The 17,765-nt window shown below is 47.1% G+C and carries 12 protein-coding genes and 1 tRNA gene; 6 read left to right on the plus strand and 7 right to left on the minus strand.

Going from position 1 to position 17,765, the window contains the following annotated elements:
- Positions 1–5 precede the first annotated feature (5 nt).
- From hisF to hisB, 3 genes are read right to left on the minus strand one after another with little or no spacing between them, the layout of a single operon-like run.
- Positions 6–779 (minus strand): imidazole glycerol phosphate synthase subunit HisF, encoded by a 774-nt coding sequence (hisF, locus tag QMA35_RS13595; protein ID WP_281647698.1) that lies wholly within the window; start codon positions 777–779, stop codon positions 6–8.
- A 21-nt stretch (positions 780–800) separates the two neighbouring features.
- Entirely contained in the window at positions 801–1,436 is a 636-nt protein-coding gene (gene hisH / locus QMA35_RS13600) for an imidazole glycerol phosphate synthase subunit HisH (RefSeq protein WP_281647699.1), read from the minus strand.
- 27 nt (positions 1,437–1,463) lie between these two features.
- On the minus strand, positions 1,464–2,057 hold the full coding sequence (gene hisB, locus QMA35_RS13605; protein ID WP_281647700.1) for an imidazoleglycerol-phosphate dehydratase HisB: 594 nt from the start codon (positions 2,055–2,057) through the stop codon (positions 1,464–1,466).
- Positions 2,058–2,264: 207 nt separating this feature from the next.
- Here hisB and QMA35_RS13610 point away from each other — a divergent pair, with 207 nt between their 5' ends.
- Complete coding sequence (locus QMA35_RS13610) at positions 2,265–2,663, plus strand: acetyl-CoA sensor PanZ family protein (protein ID WP_281647701.1); 399 nt, start codon at positions 2,265–2,267, stop codon at positions 2,661–2,663.
- A gap of 384 nt (positions 2,664–3,047) precedes the next feature.
- Here QMA35_RS13610 and QMA35_RS13615 read toward each other — a convergent pair whose 3' ends face one another.
- Positions 3,048–3,470: a threonine/serine exporter family protein gene (locus QMA35_RS13615; RefSeq protein ID WP_281647702.1), complete on the minus strand. Its 423-nt coding sequence runs from the start codon at positions 3,468–3,470 to the stop codon at positions 3,048–3,050.
- Positions 3,471–3,631: 161 nt separating this feature from the next.
- On the opposite strand from QMA35_RS13615, the gene QMA35_RS13620 reads away from it, so the two are divergent.
- Positions 3,632–6,610 carry a hypothetical protein gene (locus tag QMA35_RS13620; RefSeq protein ID WP_281647703.1) on the plus strand — a complete coding sequence of 993 codons (2,979 nt, stop codon included), beginning with the start codon at positions 3,632–3,634 and terminating at the stop codon, positions 6,608–6,610.
- A 9-nt stretch (positions 6,611–6,619) separates the two neighbouring features.
- On the opposite strand, the gene QMA35_RS13625 is transcribed toward QMA35_RS13620, so the two are convergent.
- Complete coding sequence (locus QMA35_RS13625) at positions 6,620–7,501, minus strand: outer membrane protein OmpK (protein ID WP_281647704.1); 882 nt, start codon at positions 7,499–7,501, stop codon at positions 6,620–6,622.
- Between the two features lie 221 nt (positions 7,502–7,722).
- On the opposite strand from QMA35_RS13625, the gene QMA35_RS13630 reads away from it, so the two are divergent.
- Both QMA35_RS13630 and mutY read left to right on the plus strand, forming a co-directional pair.
- Positions 7,723–9,783 carry an AsmA family protein gene (locus QMA35_RS13630; RefSeq protein ID WP_281647705.1) on the plus strand — a complete coding sequence of 687 codons (2,061 nt, stop codon included), beginning with the start codon at positions 7,723–7,725 and terminating at the stop codon, positions 9,781–9,783.
- Positions 9,784–9,888: 105 nt separating this feature from the next.
- Complete coding sequence (gene mutY, locus QMA35_RS13635) at positions 9,889–10,956, plus strand: A/G-specific adenine glycosylase (RefSeq protein ID WP_281647706.1); 1,068 nt, start codon at positions 9,889–9,891, stop codon at positions 10,954–10,956.
- Here the strand turns inward: mutY and QMA35_RS13640 are convergent.
- Together QMA35_RS13640 and QMA35_RS13645 are read right to left on the minus strand one after the other, a co-directional pair.
- Positions 10,919–13,825 (minus strand): inositol phosphate phosphatase SopB, encoded by a 2,907-nt coding sequence (locus QMA35_RS13640; protein ID WP_281647707.1) that lies wholly within the window; start codon positions 13,823–13,825, stop codon positions 10,919–10,921. The two genes, mutY and QMA35_RS13640, sit on opposite strands and share 38 nt — an antisense overlap.
- Before the next feature lie 348 nt (positions 13,826–14,173).
- Positions 14,174–17,122, minus strand: coding sequence for an inositol phosphate phosphatase SopB (locus QMA35_RS13645; protein ID WP_281647708.1), 2,949 nt, complete (start codon positions 17,120–17,122; stop codon positions 14,174–14,176).
- Positions 17,123–17,274: 152 nt separating this feature from the next.
- Here QMA35_RS13645 and QMA35_RS13650 point away from each other — a divergent pair, with 152 nt between their 5' ends.
- Together QMA35_RS13650 and QMA35_RS13655 are read left to right on the plus strand one after the other, a co-directional pair.
- Positions 17,275–17,553, plus strand: a complete 279-nt coding sequence (locus tag QMA35_RS13650; RefSeq protein WP_281647709.1) for an oxidative damage protection protein — start codon at positions 17,275–17,277, stop codon at positions 17,551–17,553.
- 135 nt (positions 17,554–17,688) lie between these two features.
- Positions 17,689–17,764: transfer RNA gene (locus tag QMA35_RS13655), tRNA-Phe, on the plus strand.
- Position 17,765: the final 1 nt, after the last annotated feature.

A 17,765-nucleotide genomic window follows, 5' to 3' on the forward strand; every position in this document is an offset into this window, starting at 1 on the left:
GAGGCTCAAAGCCTCATCTCAACTCCCCGTTCAGCCATATACTCCTTGGCTTCTGGAATCGAATGTTGCCCAAAGTGAAAAATTGAAGCTGCTAAAACAGCATCCGCTTTCCCTTTCACAACACCGTCAACCAAATGATCAAGATTGCCGGCACCACCTGAAGCAATTACAGGGATAATCACCGCCTCAGAAATAGCACGAGTCACGCCAAGATCATAACCGTTCTTTACGCCATCCTGATCCATACTGGTCAGCAGAATCTCACCAGCTCCCAGCTCTTCCATCTTTTTAGCCCACTCAACGGCATCCAAGCCTGTCGGTTTACGGCCACCATGAGTAAAGATTTCCCAACGATTTTCTTCACCGGGTTTGCTGACTTTCTTGGCATCAATAGCAACGACAATGCACTGGGAGCCAAATTTCTCAGCAGCTTCCCGTACAAACTCAGGGTTAAACACAGCAGCAGTGTTAATGCTGACTTTATCGGCACCGGCATTCAGCATGGTTCGAATATCTTCAATCTTGCGAATACCGCCGCCAACAGTTAGAGGAATAAACACTTCACTGGCAATAGCTTCTACTGTGTGCACAGTAGTTTCACGATCACCACTACTGGCAGTTATATCCAGAAAGGTGATTTCATCGGCACCCTGCTCGTCGTAACGACGGGCGACTTCTACCGGATCACCAGCATCCCGAATATCAACGAACTGCACACCTTTAACAACCCGACCATTATCAACATCAAGACAGGGAATAATACGTTTTGCGAGCCCCATAAACTTCTCCTCAATTCCCGGTCATGGATTCCAGCGCAGAAAGTTACTCAGCAACTGCAGGCCACACTTAGCGCTTTTTTCAGGGTGGAATTGCACCGCAAACAAATTGTCACGGGTTAATGCTGCATCCAGTTGGACACCGTACTGGCAAGTGCCAGCTACCAGTGCCCTTTCCTCACACTGGGCGTAGTAGCTGTGAACAAAATAGAAGCGGCTGTCATCCTCAATACCATTCCATAAAGCATGTTCTGACTGCTTTACCCGGCTCCACCCCATGTGGGGAACTTTCAAATGTTCACCATTTTCATAGAGGTCACGCCCAAAATAGCGGACATTACCAGGCAGCAAGCCTATGCAATCGACTCCGCCATTTTCTTCACTGTGACTCAGCAAAACCTGCATGCCTACACAGATACCCAGCAGAGGTTTGCTTTTCACCACATCTTTAACCAGCTCATCAACACCAAGGCGTTTGATCTCTGACATACAATCGCGAATGGCGCCAACACCAGGCAAGACAACACGATCAGCGTTGTGGATAACTTTTTCGTCTGAGGTTATCCGAACCTTCATACCCTCAGGAGCCACATGCTCCAGGGCCTTGAATGCCGAGTGAAGGTTACCCATTCCATAATCAATAACCGCAACGGTTTGCATGCACTTACTTCCTATAAAACAGGTGCTCTAGAGAGTGCCTTTAGTTGAAGGCATTTGCCCAGCCATACGCTCATCAGCTTCAAGCGCCATACGCAGAGCACGGCCGAAGGCTTTAAAGACTGTTTCAATCTGGTGGTGAGTATTTGAGCCACGGAGATTATCCACATGCAAGGAAACCTTGGCGTGATTCACAAAGCCCTGAAAGAACTCTTGAAACAGATCCACATCAAAACCACCTACAGAAGCACGAGTGTAATCCACATTGAATATCAAACCCGGGCGACCAGAGAAGTCAATAACAACACGGGACAATGCTTCATCCAGAGGAACATAAGCGTGGCCGTAACGACGAATTCCCTTTTTATCGCCCACAGCTTTATCAAAAGCCTGGCCAAGGGTAATACCAATATCTTCTACCGTATGGTGATCATCAATGTGTCGATCACCATCAGCCTGAATATTCAGATCAATCAGGCCATGGCGGGCAATTTGATCCATCATATGCTCAAGGAAAGGGACTCCGGTATCGAAGGCAGCAGAGCCGGAACCATCAAGATTAATTTCCACTTTAATCTGGGTTTCCAGAGTATCTCGCTCTACGTTTGCCTTACGGTCAGCCATGATGATAGTTCCAGGTTAGTTTTACTCTGAGTTCAGCTCCGCCAGTAATGGTGACACTGGCAGTCTGCATTTATTTTTCACGGTGCTGGCAGGGATTATATGTTCACCGACTCCTGTTGCCCAGTAATCAGAGGGTAGACCTTGTTATTCCCGGCAAGGCTCTTAATATGCCTTCATCAATGGGAAATCACACATAAGAGTCTCGATATGCCAGTAATTGTTGAGCACATACATAATCCTACTGCCGACGATCAGAATGACCTCACCAAAACATATAATGATGCTCCAGACTGGCTGAAAACAGCTGAGCAAGCTGGACAATGGATGACAGACATTCTGTCTTCATCCGAAACTGCGCTCTATGCTGGTCGTTTCAATGATCGCCTGATTGCTGCTGCCGTTGTTCAAAAGTCTGAAAGCAACTGGCATTTAGTCTGGCTGAATGTTCGCTCGGTAACCCGTGATCGTTGCGTTGGCCGACGTATTATTTCCGAGCTTCAAAGAATGGCTAATGAACATGACTGCTCACTTTCTGCGGAGAAACCAGCAGACCAGCAAGTCGTTGAAAAATTTCCCAGCTATTTAAAAGAGCTTATGGCTTATTAAAAGGGCTTATGGCTTATTAAAAGAGCTTATGGCTTATTAAAAGAGCTTATGGCTTATTAAAAGAGCTTATGGCTTATTAAAAGGGCTTATGGCTTATTAAAAGAGCTTATGGCTTATTAAAAGAGCTTATGGCTTATTAAAAGAGCTTATGGCTTATTAAAAGAGCTTATGGCTTAGGTTTTCGAAGCCAGGCTTGGGATATTTCTCGTAGCGTTCTCCCTCGTAAAAAGAAACGTGGAAAAATAATTCCTGCAACTAAAGAGATCGCCACCAGAAAGGCCAGGAGCATACTTCTGGCCATGTGGTTAATCGAGAGGACATCAAACTGGTGATTTTGGGACATTAAGAACTGGTGCTGACATGTACCCCACTGAAAGCATTTGGTTACGTACTGGTAAGCCTACTGCTGTACAAATCAGAGTCATTAACATAATTGGGATAACGCTGACTCTCCGACTCTTTGATTTTATCGAAAGCGGACTTGATACCAGCAAGACTCATTGAGGTGTGCATAGCATTCCAGCTGAGCTGGTTCAGCCTGTCGCAGGTATCCATGTTCACAGCCATCTCAGAGATTCGCCGTACCACCGTATAACGCTGAGACATTGTGTGAATGATCATAACAACACCTGAACAATCGATCAGTGTATCTGCCTCGTAACCCAGCTTTTCTAATAACCTTCCCAGTATCCAGTAAGTCCTCTGGGTATGGCATCCAGACTTTATTAACAGCAGAACGATATCCGATAAAACATGAGCTTCTTCAACCAGGTCGTTATCGTCGGTATTTGCACCTGAGCACTTCATCGCATCACAGCCAGCACACAAGAACAGCAATTCTAGCAACGGCGTCAACAAGCACCACGCACACAGAATAATGAGCAAGATAAATTATTAAAGACCGCCAATATCTTGCAAAAGGCAGCCGATAACTTAGATTGAAAAGTGTTAGCTATGGAATTTTTTTAATGAATGGACGCAAAGGCTCCCTGCCTACTTTGTTGGCATTGAGTGTTGCTGCTGCTATTGGCAGCGGCTCGTTTGCACCTGCCTCTCACTCTGTCACGCCACTACCTTCCACATATACTGCCAGTTGGGAATGTACAGCTGCCATGCATCAGGATTGGCAATGCAGTTCAAAGCCCGGCCAGCCTTATGCTGAGAATCTTGAAGAAATTGCAGATAAACGCAGTACGCTGAGAGGCACCTTTGCTCACTTGATGCAACAGACGTTCAAGAACACACAAACTACTGAAGTCTCCCAAAGGGAAAAATTAATAGAAAGAATTGCACACTCTTCTATCGCAAAAAAGATTATGGAACAGGCTCCATTAACCCGTTCCATGGCAGACAAAGATTGGGTAAACCGCCTGAGTTCACGAACATCCTGGCCTGAAGATCAGGATCTGCTCCCGGGTAAACGGGAGCCAAGAGCACAACCGGCACTCACTAGCCGGGAAGTTTCAGAAGAAGAGGTTAGTCGTTCCGTCTTGCTTTCTGATTGGTTGAACAGGGCTCGTAAACGAGCGGCCTGGCCAACAGATGGTAAAACTGATGAACCTGCCTCTAATCTTGTTGGTTCCCGGAGCCATATAGCGTCGGGGCTGGCCGAAACGAAAAAAGAGAAATCAGTTTTCAACAAAGAACGCCGCCTTTATGCGGATGACTGGCTGGACAAAGCAGGACAGAGAACCTCGTGGGCTGAAGCTGAGCAGGCAAAGAAAACCACCAATCAGGAAATCGAAGAGGCCGAAGAAGCTGTTGACGGAATGGTGGCTGCCAACGAACAAATCAATGAAAAAGGCTTGCCTGCTGACGAGCAGACTGACAGCCCCAATATGAAGCTGATCAGCAGCATTACCCTGCAAGATGACGCTGCACAAATGGCATCGGGTACTGCGCTTACTTCTGAAGAACAACAGACTGGAGAGATAACAGAACCTGAGCCAACACCTCCTCGCCCAATGGGTTTTGGAGACAGGCTGCTCGCCCACCAAGCTTCCAGTTCATCAAACTATCAAGGCGGAATTGCGCCACCAGTCAGTGTTCAATCTGCACAAATGGGAATGCCTTCGTTCCAGATGCAAATGGCTCAGAATCAGAACCTTTCGTCCATGCAGCCAAGTGTGCCACTTCCTCCACAACAACCGCCACAATGGCTTCCGAACTTAGAGGTAACTCCATCGGAGCGACTTGCCAAGGCTTACCCAAAACAGAATCAAAATCCGCGCAGATATATGCCCTGGCAGCGCAGTGCTACGCCCGAGCAGTGGAAAAATGCGCCCTCTGGCACAGCTATGCCGAGCCACAGTTTTAACAGCTCGAGACCAGCAAATACGTTTGTAACGCCAGATGATATTCCTCTTCCAAACGGGCAACCTGTACAGCTGCCACCATCGCCTCAAAGTGAAACAGCACAAATCAATACGATTGGAAGAAGCTGGTCTTTATCCGGTCAGATGATTGCTCAACAGGCTCCGCAGGTTATGAACCCTGTCCCAGAGCCTGTTATCGTTCACAACACAGAAGATACAAACTGGCCTGAGCCACAATACACTGCTAGCAGTAGGCTGGCTCCAGAACTTCCGTCTTATGCAGGAAAACCTGTGTGGCCTGGTGCCCATTCTATTCCTCGCACCACCCCGAAAGCAGACAGCAATGTTATAAGGCGCCAGCCAAACAATCTGCGAACCTACCGCAGACCTCCACCTGTTTCGCCGCGAGACATTTACAAACTGGCCTCAGCTCAGGAACCCACGTCTGCCGGCCCGCTTCAAAAGTCTGTGCCATCACCATTCCACCAGCCTCAGCAGCAAAAGCCTAAAGGGCCAAATTCGAGCGATCGTTTACGTGAAAGCACTCGTGAACCTGCGGCCGCAGTGGAACCCAAAAAGGCTCAACCTTATAAACCACAACCATCAGAGCCAACGAATTATTTACCGGGTTTGCAACATGCCAGCATAACGCCTCAAGTACAGCGCAAGGCTTCGGTTAACGAAATGCTGCACGCTCCCGAAAACAGTTTCTCCGTACAATGGCTGGCAACAACTCAGCCCGCTCAGATTACCCGGCTGAAACAGCACTACCCTTTATTGAAAGATGCCACAGTCGTTCGCTTTCTCAGCAACGGGCAAACCTGGCACATTCTGTTATCGGGAATATTCCCTGACATCCCATCAGCCATGGCTTACCTACGCACTGAAGAATTCCGGGATATGACCAAAAGGCTGAATCCCTGGACTCGGCCGTTATCAGGTTTAAAAAAACTCGATCTTGTTAGGCCAAATATTGCCAATGCTCCTGTGGCTGCAGCCAAACCTTCAAGCGAACAGAAAGCTTTACCTCAGGGGCAATACACTATTCAGTGGATGTCTGCAGAAAATCCAGCCGTACTGAAAGATTTGCGGAACAGATTCCCCCAGCTGACAAGCGCTGAGGTTGTGATGCTTAATCGAAGCAATAAAGTGCAATACTTGCTCATTCAGGGGCGCTTTAGGAGTCATCAAGCGGTAACCGATGCTCTCCAAACTCCTGCACTGTCTCAACTAACAAGACAAATGAAGCCAAAAGCTCGGCCAATGGCCAGCCTTAAGCACAACACTTCGATTATTCGTCAACCAGTATTCACTCAAGTCAGCCTACCTATAGACAGACAAACCAGCCAAATTCTGAACGCTCCAGACGGTTCGTTCACAATTCAATGGCTGGCAGCTCACAAGCCAAAAGTGTTGGAAAAGCTGAAGACCAAGTACCCTACCCTGAACACTGCAGAGACAATTCATTTTCGCAGAAATGAAAAAGATTGGTACGTTCTGGTTCAGGGGCAATACTCCAGCTACCGGGATGCAATGAATGCTCTCAATGCTCCTCAGTTTCAGGAACTGACCGGCAGGCTTAAACCATGGACCAGAAAAATCTCTGGCCTTCGTAGCGCTGCTGGCAGTTAATTTTTCAGTTTAGAATTTATAGATGACTGCAAAGTAATTACCAAACCCTGTGGTTTTTTGCTTCCTTGAACCGTATTTGGCACCATCCTTAAAGTTAGCCATATCTTTGTAGTACTTAAGACCATAACCTAATGACCACTGGTCACTGTGCCAGTAAAACCCGTGATACCACTCAACCGAGTCTTTTGTTCTGGTGTTGTCAGAATCTGCCAGTTTGTCGTACTTAAACTTGTAATCAAGATATCCCTGATATGCGATAAATGACTTATTCTCAAAAAAGTAAAATGGTTTGAACCAGTTACTTGTCCAGATATAACCACTCCATTTGCTTTCATCTGCCGCGCCAAAATTTTCTCTCGAATATCGAGCCATCAGGTTTGTGCCAACAAGCCCAAACCAGGGCACTTCAACATCAACCCCAAGGCCAACAAACTGGTCGAAAAGTGCTCTATCCCCAACGTTCAAGAGATTGGAAATATAAACTTCCTTTACTGGCCCAAATGAAAGATCTGTATGGAACAGCGCATCGAGAGATATGCGTGGAGCAAACTTGAAGAAGAAATTATCCCCGTCGTGTAGATCATCACCGTTGCTATCGAAAATATCGAATACGTCTAAATAACCATATAACTGAAAAATCCCATTTCGACCGCCAAACTCCATCTCAAAATATGTATCCCGCTCATTACCATATGGGAGTTTATTGTTGTAACTCTGCATGAGGTTAAATTGAAGCCATTTGAAATCATTCTTATGAATATCGCCGTCACGATAGTCCGCTGCGTACGCTCCACCTCCCCATAAGCCAAGGCTTATAAGAAGTATTAATATACGGCGAGCCTGATTCTTGAAAACAGCTTCTGTAACATATTTATAAATGGGGTTATGCATGGGGTTATGCATGATAAATACCAATCGAATACTGGAAGACAACAGGTCAATAGCAAGTCAAAGAGTTTAGCCGCTCTCGGAGTGTTCGTAGCGAGATGTTGGGTATATGATTACAAGTTCTATTAATCTCAGTACTAGGCTGTGTTTGCCCTAACGCTGAAATTATTCATCATAAAATTGTTTATATAATCCCAATCTCAATATCCAGAGGGCAATCAGGTATGAAAGCTTTATTCAAATGGGCCGGAGGAGCCATTGTCGTCCTTCTGCTGCTTGGGGTGGCTGCATCTCTCATCCTGCCGATGGTTATCAACCCTAACGATTACAAGGGCAAGATTTCCGAGCTCGTTCATGACGAAACCGGAATGACTCTGGTTATTAACGGCGATATTGGCTGGTCAGTATTCCCCTGGGTTGGTCTTAGCATTAATGACCTCACACTCGACGACCCCCAAAAACAGCCTTTAGGCACCCTTAAGCATGTAGCAGTGAAAGTGAAACTAATGCCGCTGTTGCAGAAGCAGCTAGATATTTCCATTCTTGAGCTGGACGGCCTAAACCTGAATATGGTTGTGGACAAAAACGGTCAGGCAAACTGGCAGCCAGCCATTAAACCTTCAACTACAGCACAAGCTCCCGCTACGCCAGCCTCTGCCCCACCGGAAGAAGGTAATGAATCGACACCTTTTCTTGCTGATCTACATGTCGCGGGTGTCGCTATTACAGATATTTCTGTGAACTATCAGGATATTCCAGCCAAGCAAAAAGTTTCCATTACTGACGCCCAACTGAAAACCGGAGCCATCAGCTTTGGCAAGCCATTTACCCTAACGTCCTCATTCATGCTGGACAACCAGAACCCTGCAGTGAAAGCGAAGATCAGCCTTGATGGCATGATTACCCCTAACCCTGCCAAAGCCAGCTATACCATTGATGACCTCAAGCTGTCCGTTACTCCAGCAGTAAAAGGTGACGCAAAAACCCTGACTGTTGATGGCAATATTGCCATTCAGGGGCAGAAGTTAAATGGCAAGCTCACCCTTGGGCCAACCGATATCGCCAGCTTTATGCAGCAGCTGAATATGCCACTTCCAGCACTCGCAGGTGGAGATAAGGTATTGCGAAAAGTCAGCATTGGAACTGACTTCAAGGCCGACAGTAACAGTCTTACTCTCACAGATATGTTCGCAGTACTGGACAACAATGAGCTAAAAGGCAGCTTCGCAGTTACCGATCTGAAAAAGCAGGCTATTACATTCAACATCAAGGGAAATGACTTTATTGTTGACCCTTATATGCCTGTCGCTGAACAAATATCTTCAGCAGACACCAAATCAACTGAAGCCGAACAGCCCTCAGCTGGCGGAGCTTCCAAACCTCAAACCACAGCTGATCCGGTTATTATTCCGGTAGATGTCATTAAAAAACTGAATGTTCACGGCAAAGCTCAACTGGCTTCTCTGACCGTAAAAGATTTCCGGTTTGATAAACCAAACCTGGAAATCAAAGCTGCCGATGGTTATGCACAACTCTCCAGCCTGAAAGCTGGTTTTTATAATGGTGATATCAGTGCTGCGGCTACTGTAGATGTACGTGGTCGCCTGGAGAAGAACCCACAGGTTTCTGCGAAAGCGGATATCAAAGCCATCAGCCTCCCAGCTCTTGCCAAACAGGTAACCGATCTGGAAAAGGTTACTGGTGATGCCAATGCCAGCCTGAAGATTCTTTCCCACGGCCTGACACAAGCACAACTCACCAAAGGCCTGAATGGTAATGTGGATTTCAATATTACCGATGGATCTTTGTTAGGTACCAACTTTAACGAAATGGTATGTGGCGTTATCGCCAAGGTGCGCAAACAGGAGTCCACCAAAACAGACTGGCCAGATGAAACAACTTTCCGCACTCTCAAAGGCTCAGTCAACATTGTTGATGGCATAGCCCGCAATAACGACCTTACTGCCGCGCTGGCGCAGCTGAACCTGAAAGGCGATGGTAATGTTGATCTCGTTAACCAGTCTCTGGATTACCACCTTGGCCTGACTATCACTGGCGAGACTACAAACGATGAAGATTCTGCCTGCCGCATTAACGAGAAGTATGCTGACATCACCTGGCCTGTGCGCTGTAAGGGGAAGTTGGGCAGCGGCAACCTGTGTGGCATAGACGACCAGCGTCTTGGTCAGACTCTGGGCAAAATTGCCGAGAAAGAAATCAAAGGTAAGCTGCAGAAGAAACTTGAAGAAAAACTGGGCGGTTCTTTGAAAGGACTGTTTAACTAAAACGACTTAGGAGGCGGTTATGCTGCCGCTTCTTTTCGTCCGGTTGCAATAATTTCTGCGACAGAGACAATCTCCTTCTGTTATTCCACTTCTAATAAAAGACTGATGCCTAATACTGCGACTATTCAAGAAGCCATTCTCAGTTGGTATGACCAGAACGGTCGCAAACACCTTCCCTGGCAACAGGACATCACGCCATATCGGGTATGGCTGAGTGAAGTTATGCTGCAGCAAACTACCGTTGCAGCAGTGATTCCTTACTTTGAAAGGTTTATAGAAAAATTCCCGGATGTCGCAGACTTAGCAAAAGCCAATGAAGATGCCGTGCTGCAACTCTGGAGTGGCCTTGGCTATTACAGTCGGGCACGCAACCTCCACAAAGCAGCCAGAATGGTTATTGATGACTTTGGTGGTAAGTTTCCACAAAACCTGGATGACTTGCAGAAACTTCCGGGAGTTGGCCGCTCTACTGCTGGTGCTATTGCCAGCATTAGCATGGGAATCAGAGCACCTATTCTTGATGGCAATGTAAAACGTGTGCTCGCCCGACTTCATGCTGTAGAAGGCTGGCCGGGTAAGTCTTCTGTTGCTAAAGAGTTGTGGTTAATTTCTGAGAAATACACACCCAATGAGCGCTTGCCAGCTTGGACTCAAGCAATGATGGATATGGGCGCAACCCTGTGTACACGCTCCAAACCCAAGTGTGAAAGCTGCCCTGTTGAGCGATGGTGCGAAGCTCACGCTTATGGAAAAGAAACCAGTTTCCCGGAATCAAAGCCGAAAAAAGTGTTGCCAGAAAAACATGTGCGCATGCTGATGCTGGTAAACAGCCATGGTGAAGTACTGCTTGAAAAGCGCCCGCCTGTGGGTATCTGGGGCGGATTGTGGAGCTTTCCCGAATTTGAGGTGGATGGCGAGGTAGACGACGAGTTACGTCCTTTCGCAGAAGATAAGCTGGGTATGGCGCTGACAGAACCTGAAGTATGGGAAAGCTTCCGCCACACATTTAGTCATTACCATCTGCACATTGAACCGGTGAAGGCTTTTACTGAAGCGAGAGGGCACTCCGTAGCCGATAGTGAGACTCGCTGGCATCCGTTCTCTGAAGTAAAAGCATTGGGGTTGGCGGCTCCGGTTACAAGGCTTTTGTCCCGCCTGCAGCAGAGTCTCTAGATTTAGGGCTCGGGGCGACGCTGGTTTTTTTATCTGCTGTCAGGTATCCATTAACTGTTGGATAAACCTCTTTGATAAAGCCAAGCATATAGTCCGGGAGTTTGAAGCCGGGCTTACCCAGGCACTCCATAGTGACTTCCACCTGCCCGGTACATAGTAATGTCATGACATTGTTATAAAAGTCTTCTGCCGTCATCCTTCGGTCAATCGGCGGGATGATTTGTTCGACACTGCGGCTGACTGCTTCGGCATACTCTATTTTGTACCTCTCTCCGTATTCCTTTATTCGGGCAGCCATTTCCTTTCGGATAAAGTGAAGGCGCAGTGCTGTTTCAATATTGGAGCGTTCGTAATTACCGGTTCTGTCTTTGGCACTCTTACAGCCGCTGACGATAGCCATGTTCATAGCCCGCCCCAGCTCACTGATGCAGGTTGTAAAAATGAAGGGCTGATCGCCGAGTTTATGGTGAATCTTATTGGAGAAGATGTAGAGAATTAAATGGCACAGCTCCTGCAGTTCTTTCCTGATAAGTGGATCAAGATCGGGATGCTCACGCAAGAATGTTTGTACGTAACTCTCATCTGTCATGGGCGCGTCTGGATCGACCGTACCAAATAAGTGCATAAATGCTTTCTGATTGTATTTGTCTGCGTTTTCCCAGGTTTTGGTGAATTGCATGGAGCTTGCGTAAGCCAGCTGGTTACATGGGCATACAACCAGAACGATGTCCGGAAAAACCGTAACGGAGCCTGTCATGCCATCTTTCCTGCGAACAGAAAGAACAAAGGGCTTGTCATTGAGTTCATCGATGCGCTTTTCTATCTTGTGGCACCAGAGTTTCTCGTTATCAACGCCTGAAATACTTGAGAATGCAGGCCGCAGATTATCCGGGCTGAGAAGGTTGACGTTGAGAACAGGCAACCTCATGGAGCGCCTTGGCTGTGTACCTGTAACATGAAAGCATTGGAGCATTTGCTCTTCAAAGAATGTCATTCCGCAAACGGTGAGAATGTCTTTGAATCGCTTAAGAGTTATGTCTTTTTGGAGATCATTGTCTGAAACTGCAAACGCAAAAGGTACACCCACCCGCACCTCCTTCATAATATCTTCACCCTCCATGCTGACACGGGTGACAGACATATTAACGGCCCTGCTTGCATCGCGTTGACAGGATGGAATAAAGCGGCCATTGAGTTCCAAAGGATCCTTGTTTCCTTCAACGTCTTTACCAAATGTAAGGCAGGCTGGTGGCGTGTGAGAGACCTTTACCATGTGGTACTGGCCTTCAAATAGGTAATGGAGTTCTTTGGTACGTACCTGTGGTGGCTGATCAGCCAGAGCCTGAAAGCGTAGTGAATCAAAGACCTTCTTGCTGATACCTAATGTGTCCAGCAGTATTTTTTCCCGTGCATCCAGCTCTGTAATAAAGCTTGCAATGCCTGTTTCGGGGTACATTTGCTCCCCCGCCCAGGAAGAGAGCTTTCTGCATGCTGCGTTTTGCTTTTCGTCCTTCAGGTTTTTTTTGATATATTGGAAAGCCGCCTGCCTCATGATGTCGATACAATAATCCCAGTTTTTTTTGCTTCTAAAGTCACTCTGCTCAAACTGGCGAGTGACCTTTTCCGCCTGTAAGAACCGGGCTTTCACGTCCTCCATATCTTTCTGTAAGGCACTCACCAGATAATCTGGCAGGTTCTCGTTCTTTTTTTCCTTCTCCAGTCGTTGGCAAAAGTCGTTCGCATTTTCAATTGACTGACGGTAGCTGGCTATTCGAGAGCTATAATCCCGGCTATTGACTGTCGTGCTATCAATGAGTGCCCCCATAAGAGCTTCTTCAGCCTGTTGGATGTACTCAATCACATCTTGGATAACCTCGTCTGCGCTTTCTGAGTCACAGATTGGCGACTCATCATTTTGCAGCACCTTGACTACATCGCTCTTCCACACGGGGGATTTGAGTTTCAGAGCTTCACAGGTTTTAGGCAACAGTTCATTGAAAGCTGGCACATAAATAAGCAAGTAGCTTTGCAGCATTAAGCTCACATCATTGTCGTTATTGGGAAGTACGGAGCTGCTGTTCAAATAAAAAGAACAATGGGCCTGAATTCTTTCCTGTTCCCAGGCTGAGAGATTTTGCGCTGCAACTCCCCACTGATTCTCAATGGCGAGGCATATAGGTGAAGCCTTATTGGAGAAATCGAATATTGCCGTGTGTCTGGAGCTTCTGGACAAGTTTTCCTGAAGTTCGGAAAAAGCCAGGCTGCTGGGCATATGGCTATCCTCCGTACTGCCAACCGGTGTAGAAGCCTCACTGGAACTTGCAGATGCTGTTTCAAAGGCTGAGTCGTCATTGTCATCGTTCAAACCTTCGATGTAATTCAGCACCTCGCTCTTGTAGCGCAGGTGTAGGTGGCTTTTGAGTTTTGTTGTGATTGCTGACTGCTCTTCAGATAAGGAGGTTTTTGATGAGACCAGTCTGCTCTTTAAGCGTGTGAACCGCTTCGTCCAACTTTTTTTCAGCTGTCCGGGCAGAGATGTCTCGGGGCTGTCACCGGGTGACATCCTGCCTTTTTCGTAACTACTACTAAATACAGGGAGAGACACCGATGGCTCAAGAGGCTTCTTGATAGGTATCGGGTCTGATCTGCTTGAGCCTACTGTAGCAAAAACAACCTCATCATCTTCTTCAGGAGCGGGGGATTCCAGGCTGCGGGATTCGCCCTGTCCTTCAAGCAGGTGCTCCAGTTCTGGCTCATAAGTGCTTACAACTCTATTGGAACCAGAAGATTGTATGGGCATAAACATGTCGCGTTGATGTCTTCTGACAACTATATCCGCTGAGGTTGGCAGTATTTCATCTTGCTGCATGGTACTGCTGGCTGGCTTTTTAACCACTATTGAAGAGAAAGATGTAGTTCTACGCCTTCCGCTGGGTTGCTCATGTGGCTGGACTGTTTTAACAACGCTTATCTGTCCCGTATCGCTGACAACTTTCAGAATACGACCGGTTGTAGGATCTCTGAACACTTGGGGCTTCGGAGCTGGCTGAGGTGGGTGCTCGTCTGTCCGAGGTCCTGAAGACCTTGGAGGTACTGGAGGAGGTCTTCTTGGTCTCTGCATGGCCATGATTCAGCTCCTTAGAGTGTGCCGTAGACCTTAATAAGATACTATTGTTAGCCACTGCTTCTATAACAACGCTGTTAGTAGCTCTATCTTTTATGACTCAACGAAAGCAGTGACTGTTGGATTCACTCCCTTAACGCCTCCGAGCATGTAATCTGGTGTTTTGAAGCCTGGTATGCCAAGGTTTTTCATGGCAATTTCCATTTGCCCAGAGCAAACCAGCAAACCCGCGATGTTGTAGAAATCATGGGCTGTCATCCACCTGTCCCAGGGAGGAAGTATTTTGTCGGGGAGGGGGCTGCCCCCTGCCGTTGCTTCCTGCAGTTTGACCAGAAGATTTTTCCGGGAAAGGTGAAGCTGCATTGCCATCTCAATATTGCAGCGTTCATAGTTGCCGGTTCGATCCTTCGCGCTCTTACAACCACTGACAACCGCCATATTCATAATCCGCCCCAGTTCACTGATACAGTTGGAGAGTATGAAAGGCATGTCACTGCGAGCGTGGTGAAGTTTGTTGTATAGGATATAACGAAGCAGTTGATGCAGCTCCTCTAACTCTTGCTTTATCTCGCAGGAAAGATTTGGATTATTATCAAAAAACTGTTGCACATAACACTTGGCAGTGATGGGCTTGTCGGGATTTAGCTCACCGAACAAGCGCCGAAAGGCTTCTTCATTGTAGGAGTCTGCAGCAGCCCAAGTTCCAGAAAATGCGGAAAGGCGGCGCCCATGGGACAGCTGATTGCATGGGTTCACAAAGAAGAAGATATTTGGCTTCACCTTAACGGAACCCTGCGTACCATCTTTTAGTCGCAGCGGTAGTGTAGCAACCCGATCATTAAATTCGTTAATGCGTTTGGACATTTTGTAGCACCACAGATTCTCACTTTCCAGAGAAAGGAAAGGAATATAGGATGCAACTTTTCTCAAAATATCAGGACTTAAGAGGCAGTTATAAAAAATAGGTAATTCAAACTCTCCCTTTGGCGTTTTATCTGCTGCGTAAAAATGATCAAGCATTTGTTCTTCAAAAAATGTCAGCCCACAGGCTGTCAGCATATCCAGAAATCTGTCATGGGTTACCTGTTTTCTTCGCTCCCCATCCTTGATAGCGAACGCATAAGGCACACCACACCGAACCTCTTTCATAACCTCAGTGTCATCGGCAGTGACACGTGTGACATTCATGTTGACCGCTCTGGAGGCTCCGCGAGCACAGCAGGGAACAGTAACCCCGTCTAGTCCCAGTACGTCGTGGTTTTCCTCACCACTTCCCAGGGTAAGACACCCTGAAGGCTGGTGGGAGATTTTCATAAGATGAAACTGATTTCCGAAGAAGTAATAGAACTCTTTACTGCTTATTTGTGCTCTTTGCTTTTCAAGCACCTTAACTCTGCATTTGTCAAAGTCATCTTTGTCGATGTTAAATGTATTCTTAAAATCGGTTGCAAGTTTGTCCAGTTCAGCAATGAATCGTGGGAAACCTTTTACGGGATAAGCATGGTCCTTCCGCCAGTAATCGAGACTGATTCTATGTTTTTCAAGCTCCTCCTTAGTGCAGCGCTGTTCAAAATAGTGGAGTGCGATATCTTCCATTATGGCAATACTGTAATCCCAGTTTTTCTTGTTCCTGAAGTCATTGGCTTGCAGCACCTCAAGAGCAGTGATATTTGCCTGGAGCTGGATATCCAGATTCTTCAGATCCTTCTGTAAGCTGCCATAGATAGACTCGTGCTCAGAACCTAAATCTTTCAGAAGCTTTATAGTGGTCTGACGCACACGAGAAATGTGTTCTATTCGGGACGAGTAGCTCATAGAATTGATTATTTCTTCGTCCACAAGGCCGTCTTCTAAAATACCCTCTACTTCATAGAGCAGCTTCTCTATCTGTTCTGCGTAATTGTTTTCCAGGATGCTGACATCCTCGTTATCCCGTAGAAAATCCGACACATCCCTTACCTTTATAGGCGGCTCCACACCCATGTGTTCACAGATATTCGGGAATAATTCACTTAACGGTGTCTGGTATGCAGCAAGATAGGTTTGCATAAGCAGGCTCATGTCGTAGTTATTCTCAGGAGTAACATCGCTGATTTGTAACAACCGTGAGCAGTGGTTCTGAATATTGACTTTCTCCTGCGCGGAGAGGGTTTGAGGCTCGATACCCCATTGATTTTCTAGTGCATAGGAAATAGGGGAATGGCTGTTGGATAAATCAAAGGTTGGTAGCTTCTGTGCCGCCGCAGGGGAGCGCACCTGTGGATAAGCGGGAGACAGGCTTCCACTATCCATTAGGGAACCGCTACTTATCTGGCTTTTTGGTGTTGATGCGCCACTGGCTGCTGCTGATTGAGAAGTAGAGCTCGCACGGCTGTCTTCCAGTCCTGCAAGGCTAAGATTTTCATTCTTTTGAGATAAGTGCGACAGGCTCATGTGTTTTTTGACTGCATTAGACCCTGCCCCTAGTGTGAGCAACCTGCTTGAAGACCTCTGTTGTTCAACTGCCAAGCTGGCAAGTTGCCTTCTAAGAGCCTCCCCCTCGAACACTTCTTCGCTTCCGCTTAAAGGTGTAGCTGAAGCCGATGCCGATGCCGATGCCGACACATAGGTTGAGGTGATTTTCTGGCTATGTTGTCTGTAGTGAATAGGGAGTGTTTCGGGTTTCCTGTACTCTTTCCCCGTATTGCCTTCCAGACTTTGTCCACCACTCAGTGGTGAAGAGCTGCCATTACCCGCTGTCACTTTTACCGAAGGTAGATTGGAAGTGGATACTGGCTGTGACTGTGTGTGCGTAGACTTTGTTCTTCGTAAGAGGAAGGTGCTTTTGCTTTTCCTCGTAAATGAACCTGAGCGGGTAAGATGCTTTTTGGGGTGAGTGTTTGAGATTTGATGAATAGGGCTGACGTCTCGCACTCTGCCCTGAGGTGAGATCACTTTGACGATGCGGCCGGTTTGTGGATCCTTAATCAGCCCGAACGTAGGTTTTGGTACGCCTATGACAGGCTCGTGGAGCGTTGTCCTGTTATCTATCGGCATCGCCATAATCTGTTTTCCTTCGCGTATCACTCCCAAAACAGAATAAGACTCTATTTCACGCATTACTTTCCATCACCGCAGCGTTAGCCACAATAACATTCTCTATTTCCCCGTAAGGGAGTAAAATTACACGGTTACGAACGTACTGGAGTACTGCTGTGTCCCGCACTGTCAACTGCATCAAATTGAAGAAAGAAGCTCTTGGCCTGACCGTTCCTCCTATGCCCGGCCCTAAAGGAATGTGGGTCTATGAGAATGTCTGCCAGGAAGCCTGGAAGATGTGGACGGATCACCAGACCCGCCTGATCAATGAAAAGCAGCTCAGTATGATTGATCCTGAGTCCCGTAAATATCTGCATGAGCAGATGGATAAGTTCTTCAAGGGCGATGACTACGATAAAGCTGACGGTTACGTTCCCGAAGCAAAACAGTCCTGAAACTTAAATAACCTGCTGATTTATAGGGAAAACCGAAACATTTCCTTCGAAGCAGGCTATGATGCAGCAAAACTCTGGCGCGGGTGTTGACTCTTTAAAACGAAAACAGTTTAATACGCCCGCACTTGTTGCAGCGCCTGGGTAGCTCAGTTGGTAGAGCAGCGGATTGAAAATCCGCGTGTCGGCAGTTCGATTCTGTCCCTAGGCACCAT

Source organism: Parendozoicomonas sp. Alg238-R29 (genome assembly GCF_947331445.1).
Taxonomy (GTDB): domain Bacteria; phylum Pseudomonadota; class Gammaproteobacteria; order Pseudomonadales; family Endozoicomonadaceae; genus Sansalvadorimonas.

Coding starts and splice junctions, on each gene's coding strand:
- QMA35_RS13615 (WP_281647702.1), bottom strand. CDS start 3,470: ATGAAGTGCTCAGGTGCAAATACCGACGATAACGACCTGGTTGAAGAA.
- QMA35_RS13610 (WP_281647701.1), top strand. CDS start 2,265: ATGCCAGTAATTGTTGAGCACATACATAATCCTACTGCCGACGATCAG.
- hisB (WP_281647700.1), bottom strand. CDS start 2,057: ATGGCTGACCGTAAGGCAAACGTAGAGCGAGATACTCTGGAAACCCAG.
- QMA35_RS13640 (WP_281647707.1), bottom strand. CDS start 13,825: ATGCAGCAAGATGAAATACTGCCAACCTCAGCGGATATAGTTGTCAGA.
- QMA35_RS13625 (WP_281647704.1), bottom strand. CDS start 7,501: ATGCATAACCCCATTTATAAATATGTTACAGAAGCTGTTTTCAAGAAT.
- QMA35_RS13630 (WP_281647705.1), top strand. CDS start 7,723: ATGAAAGCTTTATTCAAATGGGCCGGAGGAGCCATTGTCGTCCTTCTG.
- QMA35_RS13645 (WP_281647708.1), bottom strand. CDS start 17,122: ATGGCGATGCCGATAGATAACAGGACAACGCTCCACGAGCCTGTCATA.
- hisF (WP_281647698.1), bottom strand. CDS start 779: ATGGGGCTCGCAAAACGTATTATTCCCTGTCTTGATGTTGATAATGGT.
- hisH (WP_281647699.1), bottom strand. CDS start 1,436: ATGCAAACCGTTGCGGTTATTGATTATGGAATGGGTAACCTTCACTCG.
- QMA35_RS13620 (WP_281647703.1), top strand. CDS start 3,632: ATGAATGGACGCAAAGGCTCCCTGCCTACTTTGTTGGCATTGAGTGTT.
- mutY (WP_281647706.1), top strand. CDS start 9,889: ATGCCTAATACTGCGACTATTCAAGAAGCCATTCTCAGTTGGTATGAC.